At 52.1% G+C, this 19,302-nt stretch carries 22 protein-coding genes and 3 pseudogenes; 11 read left to right on the top strand and 14 right to left on the bottom strand.

Going from position 1 to position 19,302, the window contains the following annotated elements:
- Window positions 1-7 precede the first annotated feature (7 nt).
- From K3T83_RS55715 to K3T83_RS55685, 7 genes and pseudogenes are all read right to left on the bottom strand, one after another.
- Window positions 8-278 (bottom strand): annotated as a pseudogene (locus tag K3T83_RS55715) (transposase); the annotation flags it as partial.
- An 83-nt stretch (window positions 279-361) separates the two neighbouring features.
- On the bottom strand, window positions 362-673 hold the full coding sequence (locus K3T83_RS55710) for a hypothetical protein (RefSeq protein WP_220211747.1): 312 nt from the start codon (window positions 671-673) through the stop codon (window positions 362-364).
- A gap of 53 nt (window positions 674-726) precedes the next feature.
- Window positions 727-1,236, bottom strand: coding sequence for a nitroreductase family deazaflavin-dependent oxidoreductase (locus K3T83_RS55705; RefSeq protein WP_220211746.1), 510 nt, complete (start codon window positions 1,234-1,236; stop codon window positions 727-729).
- Window positions 1,237-1,329: 93 nt separating this feature from the next.
- The gene (locus tag K3T83_RS55700) at window positions 1,330-1,887 is read right to left on the bottom strand and encodes a hypothetical protein (protein WP_220211745.1); all 558 of its coding nucleotides are present in this window, start codon (window positions 1,885-1,887) and stop codon (window positions 1,330-1,332) included.
- Between the two features lie 254 nt (window positions 1,888-2,141).
- On the bottom strand, window positions 2,142-2,390 hold the full coding sequence (locus tag K3T83_RS55695; protein ID WP_220211744.1) for an SDR family oxidoreductase: 249 nt from the start codon (window positions 2,388-2,390) through the stop codon (window positions 2,142-2,144).
- A gap of 274 nt (window positions 2,391-2,664) precedes the next feature.
- Window positions 2,665-3,390 carry an SDR family NAD(P)-dependent oxidoreductase gene (locus K3T83_RS55690; protein WP_220211743.1) on the bottom strand — a complete coding sequence of 242 codons (726 nt, stop codon included), beginning with the start codon at window positions 3,388-3,390 and terminating at the stop codon, window positions 2,665-2,667.
- A 305-nt stretch (window positions 3,391-3,695) separates the two neighbouring features.
- The gene (locus K3T83_RS55685) at window positions 3,696-3,944 is read right to left on the bottom strand and encodes a hypothetical protein (RefSeq protein ID WP_220211742.1); all 249 of its coding nucleotides are present in this window, start codon (window positions 3,942-3,944) and stop codon (window positions 3,696-3,698) included.
- A gap of 170 nt (window positions 3,945-4,114) precedes the next feature.
- Between K3T83_RS55685 and K3T83_RS55680 the strand changes: the two genes are divergently transcribed.
- From K3T83_RS55680 to K3T83_RS55670, 3 genes are read left to right on the top strand one after another with little or no spacing between them, the layout of a single operon-like run.
- Window positions 4,115-5,194, top strand: coding sequence for an RNA polymerase subunit sigma-70 (locus tag K3T83_RS55680; RefSeq protein ID WP_236065365.1), 1,080 nt, complete (start codon window positions 4,115-4,117; stop codon window positions 5,192-5,194).
- Window positions 5,195-5,215: 21 nt separating this feature from the next.
- A complete protein-coding gene (locus K3T83_RS58535) occupies window positions 5,216-5,464 on the top strand; it encodes a transposase (protein ID WP_373324781.1) in 249 nt (82 codons plus the stop codon).
- Between the two features lie 48 nt (window positions 5,465-5,512).
- Window positions 5,513-6,127 carry a CPBP family intramembrane glutamic endopeptidase gene (locus K3T83_RS55670; RefSeq protein WP_220211740.1) on the top strand — a complete coding sequence of 205 codons (615 nt, stop codon included), beginning with the start codon at window positions 5,513-5,515 and terminating at the stop codon, window positions 6,125-6,127.
- Between the two features lie 391 nt (window positions 6,128-6,518).
- On the opposite strand, the gene K3T83_RS55665 is transcribed toward K3T83_RS55670, so the two are convergent.
- The 7 genes and pseudogenes from K3T83_RS55665 to K3T83_RS55640 all read right to left on the bottom strand — a co-directional run bounded on the left by K3T83_RS55665 (window position 6,519) and on the right by K3T83_RS55640 (window position 12,407).
- Window positions 6,519-8,402 carry an NADPH-dependent FMN reductase family protein gene (locus tag K3T83_RS55665; protein ID WP_220211739.1) on the bottom strand — a complete coding sequence of 628 codons (1,884 nt, stop codon included), beginning with the start codon at window positions 8,400-8,402 and terminating at the stop codon, window positions 6,519-6,521.
- 611 nt (window positions 8,403-9,013) lie between these two features.
- A pseudogene (locus tag K3T83_RS57000) lies at window positions 9,014-9,163 on the bottom strand (IS5/IS1182 family transposase); the annotation flags it as partial.
- A gap of 88 nt (window positions 9,164-9,251) precedes the next feature.
- A complete protein-coding gene (locus tag K3T83_RS55660; RefSeq protein WP_220211738.1) occupies window positions 9,252-9,776 on the bottom strand; it encodes a MauE/DoxX family redox-associated membrane protein in 525 nt (174 codons plus the stop codon).
- Between the two features lie 600 nt (window positions 9,777-10,376).
- On the bottom strand, window positions 10,377-10,904 hold the full coding sequence (locus K3T83_RS55655; protein WP_220211737.1) for a transposase: 528 nt from the start codon (window positions 10,902-10,904) through the stop codon (window positions 10,377-10,379).
- Window positions 10,873-11,169 carry a DUF302 domain-containing protein gene (locus tag K3T83_RS55650; protein WP_220211736.1) on the bottom strand — a complete coding sequence of 99 codons (297 nt, stop codon included), beginning with the start codon at window positions 11,167-11,169 and terminating at the stop codon, window positions 10,873-10,875. The genes K3T83_RS55655 and K3T83_RS55650 overlap by 32 nt, the downstream gene beginning before the upstream one ends.
- Before the next feature lie 28 nt (window positions 11,170-11,197).
- Window positions 11,198-11,476 (bottom strand): SHOCT domain-containing protein, encoded by a 279-nt coding sequence (locus K3T83_RS55645; RefSeq protein ID WP_220211735.1) that lies wholly within the window; start codon window positions 11,474-11,476, stop codon window positions 11,198-11,200.
- A 355-nt stretch (window positions 11,477-11,831) separates the two neighbouring features.
- Window positions 11,832-12,407 (bottom strand): TetR/AcrR family transcriptional regulator, encoded by a 576-nt coding sequence (locus K3T83_RS55640; RefSeq protein WP_220211734.1) that lies wholly within the window; start codon window positions 12,405-12,407, stop codon window positions 11,832-11,834.
- A 233-nt stretch (window positions 12,408-12,640) separates the two neighbouring features.
- On the opposite strand from K3T83_RS55640, the gene K3T83_RS55635 reads away from it, so the two are divergent.
- The 8 genes and pseudogenes from K3T83_RS55635 (at window position 12,641) to K3T83_RS55595 (ending at window position 19,299) form a co-directional block, all read left to right on the top strand.
- Window positions 12,641-12,802: a hypothetical protein gene (locus tag K3T83_RS55635; RefSeq protein ID WP_220211733.1), complete on the top strand. Its 162-nt coding sequence runs from the start codon at window positions 12,641-12,643 to the stop codon at window positions 12,800-12,802.
- 2 nt (window positions 12,803-12,804) lie between these two features.
- Entirely contained in the window at window positions 12,805-13,386 is a 582-nt protein-coding gene (locus K3T83_RS55630; RefSeq protein ID WP_220211732.1) for a hypothetical protein, read from the top strand.
- Window positions 13,383-14,198: an alpha/beta fold hydrolase gene (locus K3T83_RS55625; RefSeq protein ID WP_220211731.1), complete on the top strand. Its 816-nt coding sequence runs from the start codon at window positions 13,383-13,385 to the stop codon at window positions 14,196-14,198. Before K3T83_RS55630 ends, K3T83_RS55625 begins: the two co-directional genes overlap by 4 nt.
- A 438-nt stretch (window positions 14,199-14,636) precedes the next feature.
- A complete protein-coding gene (locus K3T83_RS55620; protein WP_220211730.1) occupies window positions 14,637-15,071 on the top strand; it encodes a cupredoxin domain-containing protein in 435 nt (144 codons plus the stop codon).
- A 171-nt stretch (window positions 15,072-15,242) separates the two neighbouring features.
- Entirely contained in the window at window positions 15,243-15,623 is a 381-nt protein-coding gene (locus tag K3T83_RS55615) for an NADH-quinone oxidoreductase subunit A (RefSeq protein ID WP_220211729.1), read from the top strand.
- Window positions 15,624-15,661: 38 nt separating this feature from the next.
- Window positions 15,662-16,824 (top strand): annotated as a pseudogene (locus tag K3T83_RS55605) (IS3 family transposase).
- A gap of 49 nt (window positions 16,825-16,873) precedes the next feature.
- Window positions 16,874-18,373 (top strand): NADH-quinone oxidoreductase subunit D-related protein, encoded by a 1,500-nt coding sequence (locus K3T83_RS55600; protein WP_220211728.1) that lies wholly within the window; start codon window positions 16,874-16,876, stop codon window positions 18,371-18,373.
- Window positions 18,370-19,299 (top strand): complex I subunit 1/NuoH family protein, encoded by a 930-nt coding sequence (locus K3T83_RS55595; protein WP_220211727.1) that lies wholly within the window; start codon window positions 18,370-18,372, stop codon window positions 19,297-19,299. Before K3T83_RS55600 ends, K3T83_RS55595 begins: the two co-directional genes overlap by 4 nt.
- Window positions 19,300-19,302 lie beyond the last annotated feature (3 nt).

Raw genomic sequence — 19,302 nt, 5'->3', positions numbered from 1 at the left:
TTCTATACGAGGATTTTTTTACTATGTCACGCTCCTGTCGTGTCACCTCCAATTCTCGACACGCGCCGACGGATTTCCTCTTCTTGCTGAGTCTGATGTCCACTGCCTGGAAAGGCTTGGGAGCCTTGTTCGGAAAACACCTTGCACCAGTGGTGCAGCGTGCTGTCAGCTATCCCAAGATCACGTGCAATCTGGATCATGGGTTTATTGGAGGATTGTGCTAATCGCACGGCTTCGAGTTTGAATTCTCGTGTAAAGGTTCTTTGCTCTTTGGGCATGGTCCCCTCCCGTTTCCTGCTCTCTTCCAACTCTACCCTCTCCGGGAAACTCCGTCAAGCCCATGTCTGAGAGTCTTTCATCCTCAGAGCAGGTTTGTAGTCGAACCCACGACGCTCAATCTGGTCGGTACGGGAAGCTTCACTTCAGGAGGACTTTCGACCAGCGCCGCTCTCCATGCTTGGAGCGATCCGTGCTGGAAAAACGTCTGTTCCGCTTCTTCATGCTCGCAGAAAAGGAAGTGGAGAAATGTCTTTCCGTCCTCTTTGACAAAGATGCTCGATCTGATCTCTGTCTGATCTAAGGCTCGCAGGGCCCCCAGAATTTGACGCACGTACTGTTGATTCTCTGCCGCGTACTCGGCTCGTACCATGTACTGAATGTATGTGATGATCATTACTCTTCATCCCCTTTTGCTCTTTCCCTCAGACGTTGAGAAACGCTGAGGCGTCAGCAGACTCGATCCAGGATCACGACCGGGATGACGCGTGTCGTGTGGCGCTGGTACTCAGCGATGTTGGGCCAGAAGGTCGTGTGCGCATCGAACAACCGATCTCGTTCACTTCCTTGCGCGACTGACGCTCTGGCCTGGAAGCGCTCTGGTCCGACCTCAACAGTCACGACCGGGTTAGCAACCAGGTTGTGATACCAGGCTGGATACTCAGGTGCCCCAAGCTTGGAGGCTGCGACGATGTATCGGTCGCCCTCGCGCGTATACCCCAGCGGATTGACGCGCGTCTTGCCACTGCGCGCCCCGATAGTGGTCAATAAGAGGATCGGTGTTCCCTGGAACAAGCCCTCAACGATCATCCCATGGTTGGCACGAAACAGGTCAATCTGCTCCTGGTTGAGGGCCTCCCATTCCTCACGGGAAAAACGCTTCCCTGCGGTACTGCTGAACAGGTCGATCTGCTCCTGGTTGAGCCTGGTTGCTTCTTTGGTTGAGTCATACTCTGCCATAATGTTCCTCCTGATGAAGTGTAATGGGTCCTCTGTCTCTACTGTGGGTGTGGTCATGTCCGCACCAGCCGGGGCGGTTCCTCGAAGTCGGCATCACCATTCGACGAATCCGCGAGCCTGCTCCCAGACGGACACCGTGATGGACCCGGCCAGCACCTCGTCGAGCTTGTTCGTGGAGAGCAAGGCGCTGTAGTGTTCTGTGAGCCCTTCAAGTGTTGGCCAGAAATCGAGAGCAAGGACTTCGACTGACTCGACCGGAAAGGCGGTATCTTCACCACCACTGCGGCGTGCATTCGATGCGGGCCTGGCTTCCACGACGAAAGCCTCCCGCAGGAAGAGCTGATGCGAGAGGTGCCCGAGTCTGCGCGATGCACGTAGGTTTGCCCAGATGCGTTCCGAGATGACCTTGACCGCATCCGAGGTCGCACGCACTGGTGCCCGCATCATCCCGACGAAACGCGCGGACGTGTCAACTATCGCCGGAACATGAAACGTGAATGCATCGCGTGCGGGTATCCACTCCGCTTCCTCTCGCGACGCATACAGTTGGTCCCCCGCCCCCTGTGCGAACGGATTGGAGAAAAAGGTCTCCATACCGCCTGCATCAGCCCACTGATCGATAAAGAGCAGTTCACCTGGGGAAGCTGCCAACAGCTTCCCCAAACCCTCCACGGGTGCATACAGGTTGTGACTGAGGTCTCCGAGCGAACGAGCGATTTCGATCCCGGGCTGCGAGCCCTCCGTCACGAAAGCGTTGTGCATGGCCTGCGCTTGCGAAAGTCGCTCCGGGTTGAGCATACCGCGAGTGGTGTGTAGAATGAGGGTTTCCATAGTGCTGTCTCCTTCAATGTTTCAAGTTGACTGATTGGAGCGCGTAGAGAGCAGGCGTGATCACGCCCGCCCTCCTAGCCCAGTCCTCCGTCGATGTGAATCTCTGCGCCCGTGATGTAGGAAGCGTCGGACGAGGCCAGGAAGGCCACCACGCCGGCCACTTCTTCCTGCTTGCCAAGTCGCGCGAGCGGCACGGTAGCGCTCATGCGATCCAGGCGTTCCTGCATCTTCTCTGGGTTTAATCCAGCTTGCTGGTAAATCGGGGTCAGGATTGGGCCTGGGCTGACCAGCGCTCTCCCGAATGTGACGTGGCGCCAATTCAACCGCCGCCGTCTGTGCTACTGTCCGTAGCGCCGCTTTGGCTGCGCTGTAGGCGCTCGTTCCGGTCTCTTCATTGCACAAGCCTTCTTTCGCTTCCTCGTTGCTGTCTTCTGGAAAGACAACAACGCTCCAGGCTCTCCAGGGGCATGGCCTGTCTTGAACCATGCCCCCAGATCACCCTTTCATTTCTGATGACCGGAAAAACGAGCAAGCGACGCTATCTCAACACGCCCAGTGAATGCTCTCGTAGTCGCGCCGGGTGGCCTGGCAATTGGCTCATGACTTGTCCCCCGAAGCTGCTACCAGGGTCGCACTCTGGCGCTCAAGCTCCTTGACAGCACCGCTGCGCCAGCTCTCTGCCAGGGACTCAGATGCGGGGTCGGGAAAGATTTCTTCCTCTCCCCTCTCCACTCCGTCGAAGAGCGCTTGCGCGACAGACTCTGGAGAAGCCTTCGGGGCGTTCAGGGATCGGGACATCTCGGTATCGATGGGTCCGGGGAGGACGGCATGAACGCTGATGCCCTGTCCAGCCAGCAAAGCGCGGAGTGATTGGGTCAGGTTGAACGCGGCTGCCTTTGCGATGGAGTAGGGCGGAACGATCGGCAAGGCGGCCAGGGCGGCCAGGGAGAGGACATTGACGATGGCTCCCCGAGAACGTGTGAGGAGCGGCAGGAAGGCCCGGGTCATGTCGTATGTGCCGAAGAAGATGACGGCGAGATGCTCTTCGATCGCGGTCCGATCGTTCACGTCGAAAGATCGCGCTATACTGGCATTGTTGATGAGGATATCAACAGATGTGACCTTCTCGACCGCTTCCTGAATGCGAGCCGCGTTGGTGATATCCAGAGGCAAAGGCGTAACGCGCTCATCTGCATGTTCCATTGGGACACGCGCACCGGCATATACCTGCTTCGCACCCCTCCTCAAGGCTTCCTCAACCAGTGCCTTCCCAAGGCCACGATTGGTGCCTGTTATCAAAATGGTTTTACCTGTGATATTCATACGATGTTTACTCCATCTTTCCTATCCGAGAGGGCATCAGATGTGCCCATCTTTTTCGACCCGTCCCATTCGGAGGGCTCTTGCTCATCACGCGTCCCCGATCAACCATGGGTGAGCGTTCTGGAGCGATTGACACTTATTAAACTGTTGTGATGAGCAAAAAGGTGCGGTCTGAGAGGGGATATTTTGGAATCCCAACAATTTCCCTGCGTTTCGCTACGGATCCATGAAGACCTGCTGGGATCGCTTGAATAGAGCACTCATGTTGAGGCAGGTTTTCCTTTCAGGGTGCGAAGTGTAGGATACTACCGCTCCTCCGCTTGTTGCATGGCATCGCTATCTGAGTTCAGTACAACGACTACGCACAATGGCACCTCTTGTTGGACCTGCGATGCCTGTGATGGGGGCATCGAATGCGCAGAAGAGGCAGAGGGAGGGAGGGAGAGGAGAAACCGCTCTCCTCCCGGTTTTTTTGCGGGGACGGCTCCTGATCCAGGCGACGGTGGTAAAAGCTGAGCCATTACCGGCGGGCAGCGTGTGTCTCTGCTGCGCATGTCCTCCATCAGCTATGTCGGGTCATCCTCAATTGGAATGGCTCTTATGCAACTGTTCCTTGCGCAAAACGGTGTGATACAATGAGCATGAAAAAGTCCAACAGTCGTGCTCGGAGAGGGATTATGCCGATGATGAGAACGGCTTCAAGGAGTGATTGAGGAAGCGCATTGTGACATCGAAACAAAGGAAGAAAGACGATCTATCTTGTAAGGCCGGTCATGCCAATGAGGACTCAATCACTGGTCTTCCTGTCCAGTATGACATGATCTCTTTGAGCGAATCCTATCGCAGAGAGTTGCTCCTGCACGCTTATCGCCTCCTGGGCTCATTGCACGATGCCGAGGATGTCGTGCAGGAAACCATGTTGCGTGCCTGGAGGCACGGTGACACGTTCATGGATCGGGGGCCAGGGTCGCTGCGCACCTGGCTGTATACGATTGCGACCAACGTGAGCCTCGACGCACTCAAGAAACGCTCACGGCGCACGCTGCCAACCGCAATCTCTCCCGCAGCGGACCCATTACGTCCCATTGCAAACCCTTCTGCCGAGGTACTCTGGCTTGAGCCTTTTCCTAACAGTTGGCTGGCTGAGGCGGCAGAAAACCCAGAAGCACGCTATACCAGGCAGGAAAGTGTTTCGCTGGCCTTCCTCACAGCCCTTCAGTTACTCCCACCCCGCCAACGGGCCATATTGCTCCTTTCGGATGTGCTGGACTGGAGTGCAAGCGAGATCGCGCACCTCCTGGAGATCTCGGTTTCAGCGGTGAAAAGCGCCTTGCACCGGTCTCGGATAACGCTTGAGAAGAACTATCACACTGAACAGCGAGAGAAGGCGCTGGTTCGCCCTGCTGATGCAGAGATGAAAGCGCTACTCTTGCGCTATCTCCAGGCATGGGAAAACGACGATGTTGATGAACTCGTGGCGCTGCTGAAAGAAGACGCGAGACTCTCTATGCCACCTCTCCCTTCGTGGTATTGGGGACGAGAAGCGATTCGCGCCTATCTGCTTACCGTTATATTTCTATCCGGGGTACAGAAGCAGTGGCGTGTGTATCCGACGCGAGCCAATGGACAGCATGCATTTGTCTTGTATCGAGCAGACGAAGCGAAGGGTTCCTATCGAGCGTTTGGCATTGCAGTTGTCACTTTTGATGATTTGCAATTTCCCAGGCAGATTGCCGAGGTGACGGCCTTCCTTGACCCATCGCTCGTCACCTGCTTCGACTTCCCACTTCACCTGCCCGAATAAATCTGGTCTTGACCCTGAAACATGGAGGGAGTAAAGTGGGAAGAGAAAGCTTTCCCAGAGAAGGACAAGACCATGCAGAAAGCGAGACCAGCGTACACAAAGGAATTTAAACTGGAAGCAGTGCATCTGTGGCAAACGAGCGAAAAATCGCAGTCCCAAATCGCACGGGACCTGGGTATACCAGATAGTACGCTCAGCCATTGGTGCCTACGCTTTGCAGAACACGGGAAAGATGCATTTGCCTTCGAGTGGACATCTTCCTCCACTTGAAGAGGAAAATCGTCAACTGAAACGAGTCAATTCACACCTTTCATCGGCGTGCTCACCGCTCTCGCGGTGGCGACAATCATTGGTTCTGGGCGTCCCTCAGCCAGCTTTTTTATCGGGCTCGCAGCTCCACTGCGTTGGTTGGCTTCTCAGCGCTTCCCTCCTCCTGATCGGATTAGAGCAGATTTCTCTTCTCCGACCCTCCAAATCGGGGCAATTCCAGGTGTTGGTTTCCCTCTCGAACGCAGTTCTGCCAATCCTTTTCTCTATTTCTTGACCGATGTTCTAGTCAATCTGCTGGATGGAAATTTTCCTCCTACTTATGTCCTGGGACAACTCCTTGTTACCTTTGGATCTGGGATGTTGCTGGCGGCGCTCTGGCTGCGTACCGGTTCGATCTGGCCGCTCATGCTCCTGCATGCGGTCCGTGATTTTGGAAGGATAGTCTCTCTCAATGTCGATCCCAAGTCCCTCTCCTCAATCGACTCTCTGAGTTCGATTGTTGGAGGTGCTCTTCTCTGCGCTCTTCTGCTGGCTTATGCTCTGTTCCTGTTACGCCCCAGCCAGTTGAGGTGGTTACGAGCGTATTATGAAAAAAACATACCACTGCCAGAACAGGGTAGAGGTGCAAAAAATGAACCGCACTCCGCAGACCGCCATTTTTAGGCTCTTTTGCACTTCTCCAATTGATGAGTTTTCCCCACTGCTGCCTCTTTCATTGAAACAAAGGGCTCTTTCTGAGGAAGAAAATAGGAATGATGTTCCATTTCACGAATTTCTTTTGCTATTCCCTCTACCATTTTGATTCAGTTGACAATACCCTTCCTGGACACGCTCTATGGGGATTCACCCAATACCACAAATATGCTAGACAGCACGTTCCCAACGCTGATGCCCCAGCACTGTGTTGCCACAACGATCCATACCAGGCGGTGTTCAAATCCACTCCGGTCGTCAATTTTTCTGTAGTAGGATGCTTGAGAAAATATTGTTGGGAATACGAGCATTGCGCAAGAGCCACAAAAACAGGGCAAGCTCAAGCAAAGATGTCAACTACTTAAAAGACATGATGAAAGACTGTAGCAAATTTGAGATCAAATGGAGAGAGCGTCCTATTGAGCGGTGTGATAACGAGTACATCTAATCCCGGTTCAGAATAAAATCGAGCCAGGCGATACTGTACATGCAGGTCATCTAGCGCCTTTAAAATGGCAGGGTGGGTTTCTTTATGCATAGCCACTACAATGAGGCTGGCTTGCTTGGCGTGGAGGACGGCTTGGTTGTTGGCCTCGATTCTGCCATGTGGCTCCGAAACGATAATCCGTTCATTCGTCTTAAATGTAATGGGGTCTGCAATCCAACCAGTTGCCCAAGCATAGTGAATATGTTCTCGTTCCATATAAGCAATAATTGGGTCATTGCTCGCTGGATAGACGAGAGCGCCAGGCCCCTGAAAGGTAAAATCTGGATGAGCATCTTGGTAAACGGCGCTTTGTGCAGCAAAATACACTATCAGTAAAAACAACACTCCTTTTTTCAAAAGAGAGGGCTTGAGATTCAAAATGCCCTTCATCTTTTTTATGCTACCTTGCTCTTTTTCTTGAAGCGTCATTTCTTGCGCACTCATCATCAATGGAAGCGTCAAAACAGACGCAATCAAGAAGGGCAGAACGACCACTAACGGCACTGTATAACGTCCAATAACGTCCCAGGGGCCACATGGAACAAGAAGAGTTCGCACTGAAACAGATGATACAACAAACAGCGTAGAAGTGCAAAGAAAGAAGAGTAATGAGAGCGAGGTGAGTTGTCGAAGCCGAGTAGGAATGATGTGGGGTCGCAGCCAGGAGAGAACGAATCCACCACCGCAAACGAGAAGGCAGCAAAAGGTTATGACCAGCCCCACAGTCAAAATGTGATGGTGTTGTATCGTTACTCCCGGTTGACTGGGTAATGACCCTCCTAGCGTGCGTGGGAGCATGCACGTGAGATAGACTTTTCCTACCCGTAGGATCGAATACACTCTTTCTTGCAGAGTCAACCCTTGAGTAAATCCATTTCCTGACGTAGAAAAGATGAATTGGATATTTTCCCATTGATGAGCTTTTCCCCAGTAGATGGCCGGGCCAAAGCCGACGAGCAGAGCAGGTAGGGCAATGAGTGCGAAAAGCGCCTCTTTCAGCCGCCGTCGCCGCAACTGCACAGTGTTTTGGAGTTTGGTGGTAATAAGCTCTCTCATGAAGAAGAGTGCAAGCCAGATGGCAATAGTAGCAAGTGCATAAGCGACGAGAGGATCTATCCACAGGCCAATACCAAGCAGAAAACCCAGTCCGACCCAGCGTAGTAGCAACTCACGAGGCTTCGCGTTGTTCTGCCAACGATAAACCAGACTCCAGGTACAAAAGAGGAGCCAGAGCATCACGGTGAAAATTTCGAGGTAACCACCTTTTGCCCGCATTTCTTCGACCATATCATAGAGTGGGGGAAACGCCGCTATCAGAGTAGCAATTGATACAAAGCAGACTTTTGCTCGCTGGGGGAGATGTGCAGCATTGGCTAGTACAATGGCAAAGCGCCAGGTAAGAAAAATAAGTACGAGCGATATAAGGACAGGTTCAGCTCGAAGCGCCCACACGGAAGGTCCCCAAAAAAAGAAGATCCCTGCCATGACATATGCTTCAAAACTACCCATATAGGGCTGACCATAGTAGTAAACGGGGTGTTCGCCTCGCAAGATATGTTCGGCTTGTATTCCCACCATCGCCTCATCGCCTGCAATCACTCCATGTGTATGGAGTGTTAGCCATACACGTATCGCTACGGTAAGCAAGAGACTTACCAGTAGTAGCGATAACAATAAAATACTTTGATGTGAATCCAGGTGCTTATTTCTAACAGAAGATAGCGCCTGTGATGAGCTTATTTTCTCTTTTAGCAACATATACGATTTCCTCTATCTATTGAATATGGATTAAATCAAGTAGTAGAAGCAGTTAAAGTTCTCTTTGTCTAGATTCGTCTTCAGCAGGACAGTACTTACACTCATCCTCCTCTGCTTTTTCGTATCCTCGATTTTTGATAAGTAACGTGCGTTCGAAACGTCATGCGAAGTCCTCGCACCACTCCCTATGACCAGGGTTCATCGCGGTGAGAAGATCAGATGACAATTCAAAGGGGTCAGAAGATACTGTTGGCGAATCTCAAATGTGTGCTTACGCTGAACATGAAAGCCATTCTATTTTGAGCGTGAAAAACCAATTCGCCAACAGTATCGCGTTCTGGATAAACAGATCCCGCTCTGATGAGCTGGTATAGGAGCCAGACGAACAGCTTCTATCGATCATCGGAGAGATCTAACCATGAGTTGACTTGAATTGTTTTGTTCTGTCGATGATTATATAGTCAGCCTTGCACCGCAACTGAAAGCGGCGAGAAGGGAAGTGGTATGCTCTCTTTCGTCGGTTCGTTTCTTCCTTGTCCTCGACTGTGAAGACGACGCTTCATCGACCTATTGCTTGCGTAGAGGCTGAGCAGTGACGATACTCCTTATAATCGATCACCCGTGTCACCCTGATCAACGAAAGCCAATTCGACCGACTCGCCAGTGATGTCCTGCACAGCCTGCGCCAGTTCACCAACTTGGGCTCGGTCTTGTTCATTGGCTGGCGTAACCAGCAGGGCCAGCAGTTTCCCCAGCTTTTCGCTATCGTGCCCATTTCACTATCTTCATCTTTAAAGTTGAGCATAGGTGCTGTTGCATGTCAGCAATTCTTCATGGGTCCCGTATTCGCTAATCTTCCCTTGCTCTATGACGGCGGAGCAACGAGAGAAGCAGGGCACTCACGCCCGCCAGGAGCCACTCTCCTACTCCTAAAGGTTGCTCGTGCGTGAGTGCCCAGAGTGTTGCCCAATATCTAACAGCCGTACAGCTTGTCAACCCGACGTTTCGCCAGATATCAGCAGCAGAAACGGTTTGATCGCTAGCTCCAAAGCAATTACAGGAAATATGCAACTTTCTGAGAAGAACAGAGGCGAGTGCAATGGTGAAGAGAACAAGCGAGAAAGCGGCGAGTGCAAAGCCTGGCAACAGAAGTCTCCCACCTACCAGGAGACAAAGGACCACAGCCAACTCACAGCCAAGAAAAAAGATCGCGGCGATATTACTCAAATGCCTGGAGAGGAGACGAAAATTGGCAATGCCGCGCTGAAACTGAGCAATATCGCGACACTTCCTGACGAAGGAAAGGAGAAAGACAAAGCCAATCGCACAGCGGCAAAATGCAGAGAAAAAAGTGACAATATACGTCAAACTCATAACACACACCTTACATTCAGTCTACTATTTTTGACGCTATTCTTAGGAGAAATGGTGCTACTGACTACAGGCTTCTAGCTCATTTAGCGGCTGACCCTGCATAGCCATCCACATTCTTTCCTGTCAATGTTATGGGCGAGTTGTTTCATATGACTAAGCATAGAATAGATCATTCATAAAAGCAACCCTCTGATACAGAAGTATCACAAAATGTATACTAAATAATATAGAGAAGATAATTTTATTAATGTAAATTTTACAGAGACGGTAAATTATATGTAAATCTCAGCTAATAGTGGTAAATAGCGCGAATGTTGGCTCTCCGTCATCTCCTGGGATGTGTCAGAACTAAGAAGGAAAAAGCCAGTAACGTATATCCGAGACGACTTCCCTCCTCTTCTCTGGGTTGAGCAATTCTCAGGAGACGATATCGAGGGTTAGAAGAATGAGCTACCATCAAAGCAGGAATAGCAAGAGGTTCTGTCAGAATTCAGAGAAAGGCTTGTGTGGTTTGACAATCTCTTTGTCCTCATCGGATAAGATATGATTCAAAAAGTGTGTGGACAAGTTAAACGTTTGGTGTGAATTATGAAAACCAATCTACCAGTTGATCAAATCAGCGAAGGCCAACGGAACCCGTCGGAGCTGGCCGTTGAGCCAGATACAAAAGTTGTGCAAGGCCACTTTCGCCGCCAAGCGGGCTTGGAAGCCGGTGATATCGTGGGGCCGTTCACGAGCCAAGCGAAACGTATTGAGCAGCTTGTCATTGACCGTTTCAATAATCTCTCGCAGACTGGCAAGCCAGCGCCGCAAAGCTTTGGGCCAACGGTCTTGCTTACTGGTCTGGTGAGGGACCGTGATGACTTCTGCCCTCAAAGAGGTTCGCCAGAGTGCATGGGGCTTGGTTCCTGCAAACCCTTTATCAGCCACATAGGCAAAAGAGGCAGGCTGACCAGCACTCATCAGATCCGGCGATGGCGTCTTTCGCAGAGCGAACAAGGTCGCTGCCAACTGCTGATCATGAGTGGAAGCCGAGCCGAACCCAAAGCCCGTGATGACTCCCTGCGGCGTTACTGCAAGCAAGAGGTGGAAACCTTCATACCAGCCCAGAGGGGCTGTGCGCTTCATGGACCACCACGTTACAGGGCAGGAGTGCCCCGACAGTATGATCGAGTTCCAATGCCTGATGCGCAAGCTGGGGGTTGCAGGTTCCCAGGATCGTGTAGCGCTCGAAGTCCTGATTGAGCTTCGCTTTCATGGTAGCTTTCACGTCAATAGTCGTCAGCACACCAAAGCCCTCATGTTTGAGCGCCTCAGTGATGCGCCTCACAGCCTCATCAAAGGGAACCTCAATCGTGGTTCCCAAGGTATACGATGACGTTTTTGTTGTCATAGATGGGTTCCTTTTTGCGAGAGCGCATCTAGCTGGATCGAGGGAACCTCTCCTCAGAGGCCATCAGACGCTCACGCATGCGCTCAAAGGTGGCCTCATCGATCTCCCCACGTGCATACCGTTCCTGGAGAGTGTCCAGCGCAGAGCGAGGCGTTGAGCCGAGATCATGACCCGCCCAGCGGAACATGTGCCCACCCAACCAGCGAATAATTCCCCAGATGAGTATCCCTAAAAGCACCAGCCAGAGAAGGTTCCAGAACACCATCCAGAGCATCGACCAGCCATAGCCGTATCCCCACATCATCATGGTTTTCTCCTCACTTTCTTCACCTTACTCGTTCCTACCCTTGACAGGGAGGACACGAAATGGTGGCCTCCAACGTTTCATAGAAGAAGTATTGCCAATGAAGGTCACAGGCTCGTCACAACAATGGCAGATCTGCTCTCATCCTTCTCACAACCTCCTGTCTGCTCTGAAGGGCCGTTCTCATTTTCCGTCAACACATGAGCCATGTTTGATCACAATGGATAGGTTCAATACACGTGACCTGGCTCTCCCCATCATGTGATGAGTATTCGCTGTGCGCTTCGACAGGAAGATCGGGCAATGATACGCGATGCCACCTCTGTAAGCTACTCGACCATCTCTTGTTTTTTTGCTCCTATTCTGATGAAAACATCTGTAGCCCATCCCGTGCGAGTTGTCGAAAGAGAGCATCCATCTGCTGGGGTGAATACGGCATCTCGGCTTTGAGCCACCATCTCAGCAGGCCCAACAAGGCACCTGTTAAATAGTGAGCCACCACTTCCACAGGAAGCTCAGGAGACCGTTTGCCTGTATATTGGGCGGTCAACATCTGCTCAATGGACCTACTCAAGAGCGTGTGTGCCTCTTCCCACCATTGTTCTTGCCTCTGGCTGCGTGTCAGTGCCTCAAAGATCTGCTGGCGTTGCTGGACATGCAGAAAGAACGCCAGGGTTGAGAGCGAGGGTGGTTGTTCATGGGGTGAGAGCAGTGAGGTGACGGCCTCCTCAAGATGCTGCCGCATGAGAGAGGTATGGACATCTTCCTTATCATAGTAATGGGTATAAAACGTTGTGCGACCAATTCCCGCTCGCTCTAGCAAGTCACCGACCGTGATCGCATCGTACTGCTTCTCTTCTAAGAGTTCCTGGAGAGCCACACTCACTAAGTGGCGGGTGCGCAGGGAACGACGATCCTGTTTCTCTTGTTTCATACGCTCCTCTACTGCCGAACAATTCGAGCCAGGTGTTCGCTAGCAAACAGATCTAGACAATTGATGATTGACGTGGCTCGTGATGACCTGTATGTTGTTCTCAACGAACAAAGGGTTCGTGGGTTAACCACTCAGCAGACCTTCTCGTCGTGAACAATCTCAGAATAACAAAAGGTAGTCCTGTTGACAAGAAGAACATTCTCATGTGTGCTTCAAGGAAGGAGAAAACGTGTATGAAACATGATCCCAAACCGACCCCAGGCATTCCACAGTGGGTGAAAATCTTTGTGATGATCGTTCTTGTTCTCGTCCTGCTCTTGCTCATCCTACACCTCACCGGCAACGGTTTTGGCAACCATATGGGCATGTCGATCAGAGCATCTGGAGGAGTGTAGTGATGACCTCCTCTTCTAGTTTCCGTAAGCTCTCCCTCACCATCCATATCACATCCTCGCTGGGCTGGTTCGGTGCGGTTGCCGTTTTCCTCGCTCTGGCTGTGACCGAGGTAAGCAGCCAAGATCAGGTGGTGGTGCGGGCGGCCTCTCTCGTTATGAGTGTCACCACCTGGTCTGTCATCGTCCCGTTCGCCCTCCTTTCTGGGCTGACCGGAGTGATCTCGTCTCTTTCCAGCAAATGGGGATTGATGCGCTATTACTGGGTACTGTTCAAACTTGCGATCACCCTGGTAATCACGCTTATCTTGTTCGTCCACACCCGACCTATTGATCTCCTTGCCCAGACCGCTGCCACAACCCCACCGCTCTTGACTCGTCTTCACGGGACGCAGATACAACTAGTGATCGCCTCAAGTGCTGCCCTGGTAGTCTTGTTGGTTCTTACAGTCCTCTCGATATACAAACCACGAGGCATGACCCGCTATGGGTGGCGTACACAAAACGTGCAGCGTCACAAGATGGACCCAGAAAAGCAGCGCAGTCCAGACAGCCTGCTCCCAATGAAAGAGAGAAAACATCTATGAGTATCCTTCACGTTCCTGGTGCGCAACTCTTTTATGAGGTCAGCGGCTCCGGGCCGCTCCTCCTCCTGATTCCTGGAGCGGCTGGGACGGGAGCCGTTTTCCACAAGCTGGCCTTCTCTCTGATCTCACGGTATCAGGTGGTGATCTATGATCGCCGAGGTTTTTCCCACAGTCCCCTTGACGGTCCCCAGGATGATGCCCACCGGCTCCAGACGGATGCTGATGATGTCCGGCGCTTGCTTGAGCATCTCACCGATCAACCTGCCATCGTCTTTGGGAACAGTTCAGGAGCCATTGTTGCCCTCACCGCCCTCATCCAGTCTCCCAGACACATGCACAAAGTGGTCGCTCACGAGCCTCCACTCGTTGCTCTGATGCCTGATGCTGCGTACTGGTGGGGGGTTTTCGAGCGCATCTACGATTCCTCGCGCAAGAATGGGATACCGAAGGCGATGCACCAGTTCACGAGCCGCATCATGGGAAAAGAAGAACGCCAGATAATCGAGCGATTGATGAAAGAGCAGGCCAACGAGTTTGCGCTGGCGAACGCAGCGTATTGGATGGAATATGAACTGCGCCAGTATCCGAGGGCGCAACTGGATCTTGATGCTCTGGCGACCTATGCCAACCAACTTGTCCTTGTTTCTGGGAGCAACTCTCGTCAGCAGATGACAGCCCAGCCCAATCAGTTGCTTGCTGAGCGGTTCGGGTTTGATCTCAGCGAAGTGCCCGGTGGGCACCTCGGCTTCCTCTCCCATCTGGCTCCGTTTGCGAACGCGCTTATGAGCCTGCTTCGTCGAGAACCTCTTTGAGTATCCCTGGGCCCACTCCTCTGAGCTAGCACACCCATGCATCTCAAATGCACCAGAGGGGAAGCTATGAAGGTATGGCTCAATGCTTCCTAAAAGAGTATCAAATCCCGCCTGGTTGTGATGTGCCAGATCTTTGCTCACAGGCTTGTAGAGTCAAAGAAGCTGTATGCCCATGAGCTTATCCATCGCGTTCTGTCGATGGATAAGCTCATGGGCATACGTATCGTGCGTCGTGCCACGTGACAACTCATTGGCTTGACGAGCGCGGAAAAATATCATAAGGTATAGATACCCCTACCAGTAGGGTAAGGGTAAAGGGAACTGATCATGACGCGAGGAGATGGGATGGAACCATCTTCAATGCCGATTGTTTTTCACAAACGTTTTCCTGATACATGTACAGAAACACTGAAGAACCATACGATAAAAGGAATGAGCATGAAACAGCTGTGGAAATGTTTCGCCCTGCTTCTCCCTTTTCTTGTGCTGTTAGCAGCGTGCGGAAACACTGGAGGGACAAGCAATTCGTCAGGGCCTCAGACCATCAATGTGAACCTCTCCGAATTCAAAATAGACGCCTCGTTGACGACATTTACACCGGGAAAGACCTATCATTTTGCCATTACGAACAGAGGGCAAACAGTTCACGAATTCATGATCATGCCAAAGGCGGAGGGGAATATGAGCGGCATGGCAATGGGGAATATGGATAAAATGGCTCTGGCCGCCGTTGATAACATCTCTCCTGGGGAAACGAAAATGCTCGACTATACCTTCCCGGCATCAACAGCAAACTCTCAACCCGAGTTTGCTTGTTACCTCCCTGGTCACTATGAGGCTGGTATGAAGCAGGAGGCGCACATCACATCGTAACAGAAGAGACGTTGACGCATTACCTTTTCTTTCCCTTGCTGATCCAGGCATTTTTCTCTCACGCTCAGGACAAATCGAAAACGACGCGGCCCGTTCAAGAAAGAGCTATTGCTACCAATTGGACGGTTCCGGCGTGTTGTTGGTAAGAGCTATACGAAGGAGATCCATACTATGACCGCTCGTATCAGTACAGACTTTGCTCTTGCTGGCGTGATGCTGCTTGTCGCACTGCTTCTCGGCATACTCGCACTCGGCCTCAATCGCTGGTTGGCCCCCACTACGCGAACGTCTGAGAAGAATCCTCCGCCAGAGTATGGTGGGAGAACAGGCCACAAAACCTGGGTCCAATTTCGTTTGCGCTATGCGGTGCTTGCTTTGCTGTTCGTGGCCTTTGACATGGAGATGGTGTTCATGTTCCCTTGGGCAGTGGTCTTCAAAGAGGTGGGGTTGGTCGCCTTCTTTGATATGTTTGTCTTTGTGGCTATTCTGGCTTCTGCCATCTTCTTCGCCTGGAAGGAGGGTGGTCTTGACCCAGAAAAGTGTGGAAGGTAAACTAGAGAGAATGGACTTCCACAGAAAGGGAACAGACCATGCAAAAGAAACAAAGGACATTTACACGAGAGTTCAAGAGAGAAGCAGTCCAACTCGCAAAAACCAGTGGAAAGCCGATGATCCAAATTGCAAGGGATTTGGGCATTGCTGACAGCACGCTGCATCATTGGTGTAAGGAGTTTGACGAGCATGGGGTGCAAGCATTTCCTGGAAGTGGGCATCAAACACCTCAAGAAGAAGAAATGAGACAATTAAAGAGAGAAAACGAATTATTGCGCCAAGAACGTGATATCTTAAAAAAAGCGCTGGGCATCTTCTCGCGCGGCCAGCTCTGACCTTTCCTTTCATTGCAGAGCAGAGCCAACACTATGCCATCACGATGCTCTGTAAGACCCTTGAGGTGTCGGAGAGTGGCTACTATGCCTGGAAAAATCGAGAGCCTTCCCAGCATTGTCGAGAAGATGCCCGTCTTGCCGCCGAAATTCAACAACTGTTCCTGGAGCACAGAAAGCTTTATGGGAGTCCACGCATTCATATGCTGCTCAAAGAACGAGGGATCAGCACAGCTCGCAAGCGAGTTGCACGTTTGATGCGTGAGCTGGGCTTGTCAGCGCTGCCCAAACGGTCGCGCAAACCGACAACGAAAAGCGACCCTCATGCTCGTTTTGCTCCTAATCTCCTCCAACGAGAATTTCACGCGGATGCACCCAATACGAAGTGGGTCTCGGATACCAAAGCCGTCGAGACTGCTGAGGGGTGGCTGTATCTGGTCGTGATCCTGGACCTCTTCTCGCGCATGGTGGTCGGCTGGGCGATGGGGACATCGGAGGATTCGGAACTGACTGAGCTGGCGAGGCTTTTGGCGGTAGCGCACAGGCATCCTGGATCTGATTTGCTTCATCATTCTGACCGAGGAACTGAATTTACTTCCGAGCGGTATCAGGCAGCTTTGCGTGAGGAAGGCATTGAAGTCAGCATGAGTCGCACTGCAAATTGCTGGGATAACGCTGCAATGGAATCGTTCTTCGCTACTCTCACGAAAGAGTGTACCAATCGAATACGCTTCCAGACAAGGCAGCAAGCTCGTACAGCCATTTTCGAGTATCTCGAATGTTTTTATAATCCCATTCGTTTGCATTCGACATTGCAGTATGTCAGTCCGCTTGCTTTCGAGCACACTTCCGAAAATAAGATGAGATAACCTCCCAGTTTATCATCTACATTTTTCTGGGTGAATTCCAAGGGTGCTTTTGATTGGGAGCGGTAACAGACAAAGATATCCTCACTGGCTGACCCATTTCATCCCCCGCATCCATCACGTTCTCGGCATTGACGGCGCTGGGGGCGCACATCTGCTGGCAGATCTTGCGGGACGCGATCCCACCTTCCGACAAAGTGCTTCACCGCGTCAGGCTGATGTGCTGCTCATTGTCGAGCCAATCAGTCACAAGCTCCTCCCGGCAGTCATCAGGGAGGCGAAGGCACTTGCTCGTCCATCCCGTATTCTCATCATAAGCGAGCCTGAAGATGGTCTTGCCTCGCTTCCAGGCATAAATGTTGCTCGCTTGGATGACGTGTTCCCAAGAGCATGTCGGGTCACATCGGGTCACGTCGAGCAGATGCTTGAAGCAGTCCTTCATTGTGAGCAATGGTCAACGCTCCATATTGACGATTTCCCGGGCGAAGAAGAGGTGACGATTTCCCTTCCCGCAAAGCAAGATCAGGAAATGGCAACAGAACTGGCAGTCTTGAGCCTGGGTCCGCTTCAGCCGTTTACGGCAGGACCATTGCGTCTTTTCCTCGTTTGTGATGGAGAACAAGTCTGTTCAGTACAGATGGAAACCGGATATGCTCATCGGAACATTGGTCAGGCGATGACACTGGTTGACTGGCAGCAAGGTCTCATCCTTGCCCGTCATTTTGACCCGCTTGCACCAATTGCAGGTCAACTTGTCTATGTTCGTGCTCTTGAGCAACTGCAAGGATGGCAAGCATCCGTACAAATTGAGCAAAGCCGCGAGATGGCATTGGCGCTTGAACGTGTCCACAACGTTCTGTGGTGGCTTGTTCGTTTCGCACGCATCCTCGGCGAGATGGTGTTGCAGCACCGCTCCTCCCAGATTGCACGCAACGTGATGGAAGTCATCTCTCTTTTCTGGCGAGAAGCCCCTGAAAAGTGGCTTCTTCCCCAACGGGGGGCGACAGCACTGGTTAACAGCCAGCAGAGAGCAACAGAACTGAGGCGCGTGTCAGATGATACTGATGCGCTTCTGCGGTATGTTGAACGAAACAGAGCGATGATGCTGCGTACTCGTGGAATTGGAAGACTTTCAGGGGAGCAACTCAAGCAGTGTGGGGTTATAAGCGGACCTGTCCTCTCGGCGAGTGAACACGATGGAGGAGATGTACACAGCAGGCTTGTGGCTCGCCTGAGCATGGCCCTCCATGACCTCCGTTCGGTAGCCGAAATGGTCACGTTGCACACTACGGACACCTCTGTTCACCCCGCTGTTTGGGAGGTTCCTCCCGGAGAAACGAGCAGCGTTGTTGACGGACCAAGAGGATCTATCACGGTTCGTCTGATCCATCAAGGTGCGAAGGAGCATGACGGACCGACTCAAATTCTTTGGCGAGGACCATCTGCACCACTTGTAGCGCTCCTTCCTGAATTGCTGGCTGGTCAAAAACTTGCCGACGCCCAGGTTATCCTGGCAAGTCTTGATCTGGCAATGGCCGAGGTAGATGGATGACTCTCATACTCACTGCTCTTCTCGTCTTGCTCATCTTGCTTGTAGGTGTGTACTGCATGACTGTTCTGGAGTATCTGCTCTCCCCTGGTCCTCGCAAGATCGTCGTCGCTTTTACCCTCCCAATTGCCACCCTGTTTGCCCTGTTGCGGCAAGAGGATGTGATCCCACGAGGGGCGGACTTCTTCCTCTTCCGCTCGGCACCATTCATTGCGTTTGCGGTTGCTACCCTCATCGCGTTGGTCGTTCCATTGGGACCAGGCGTGATTGGGTTTAACCCCTCCATTGGCCTTTTTTATTTTATCGTGCTGCTCAGCCCGCTGGTGGTTGCCGTAATGAATGCCGGTTGGAGCCAGAACGCGAAGGTAGGACTGTTTGCCACCTTCCGGGCAGCAACCTATTTGATCAGTTACGAAGTTCCGCTCGGTTTTGCCGCGATTGGCCCGGTCATGGCAGCCCAATCGCTCTCGACTCAGCGGATTGTGGAAGCGCAAGCAGGACTCTGGTACGTCGTCTGGCAACCGTTGGGATTGTGTATCTACCTGTTGGCTGCGCTTTTCGTTTCCTTCCAGCATCCTTTCGACAGCGCTCTTGCCGGAAGTGAATTGGAAGGAGGAGCATTCTCCGAATACTCGGGAGGACGCCTGCTCCTCTTTAAAATCGCGCTTCGTGCCGTCTTTCTCCTGGTGATGGCAATGGGTGTCGTCCTCTTTTTCGGCGGCTGGCAGGGGCCGCTGCTTCCCGGGCCTGTCTGGTTTCTCCTCAAGACCTTTGTCCTCTGTATATTGGTTCTCTGGCTAGCACGTTTCTTTCCGAGGGTCAGGCATGATCAGATGCTCACCCTCTCCTGGAAAATTCTGTTGCCAGCCAGCCTTCTCAACGTGACACTGGTGGGTATTCTCACGCTAATTATTCCAGGAGGAAGGTAACGC

It is taken from the genome of Reticulibacter mediterranei (assembly GCF_016587455.1).
Note: the sequence above shows the minus strand (reverse complement) of the source record. Positions and strands in the feature narration are given on the sequence as shown.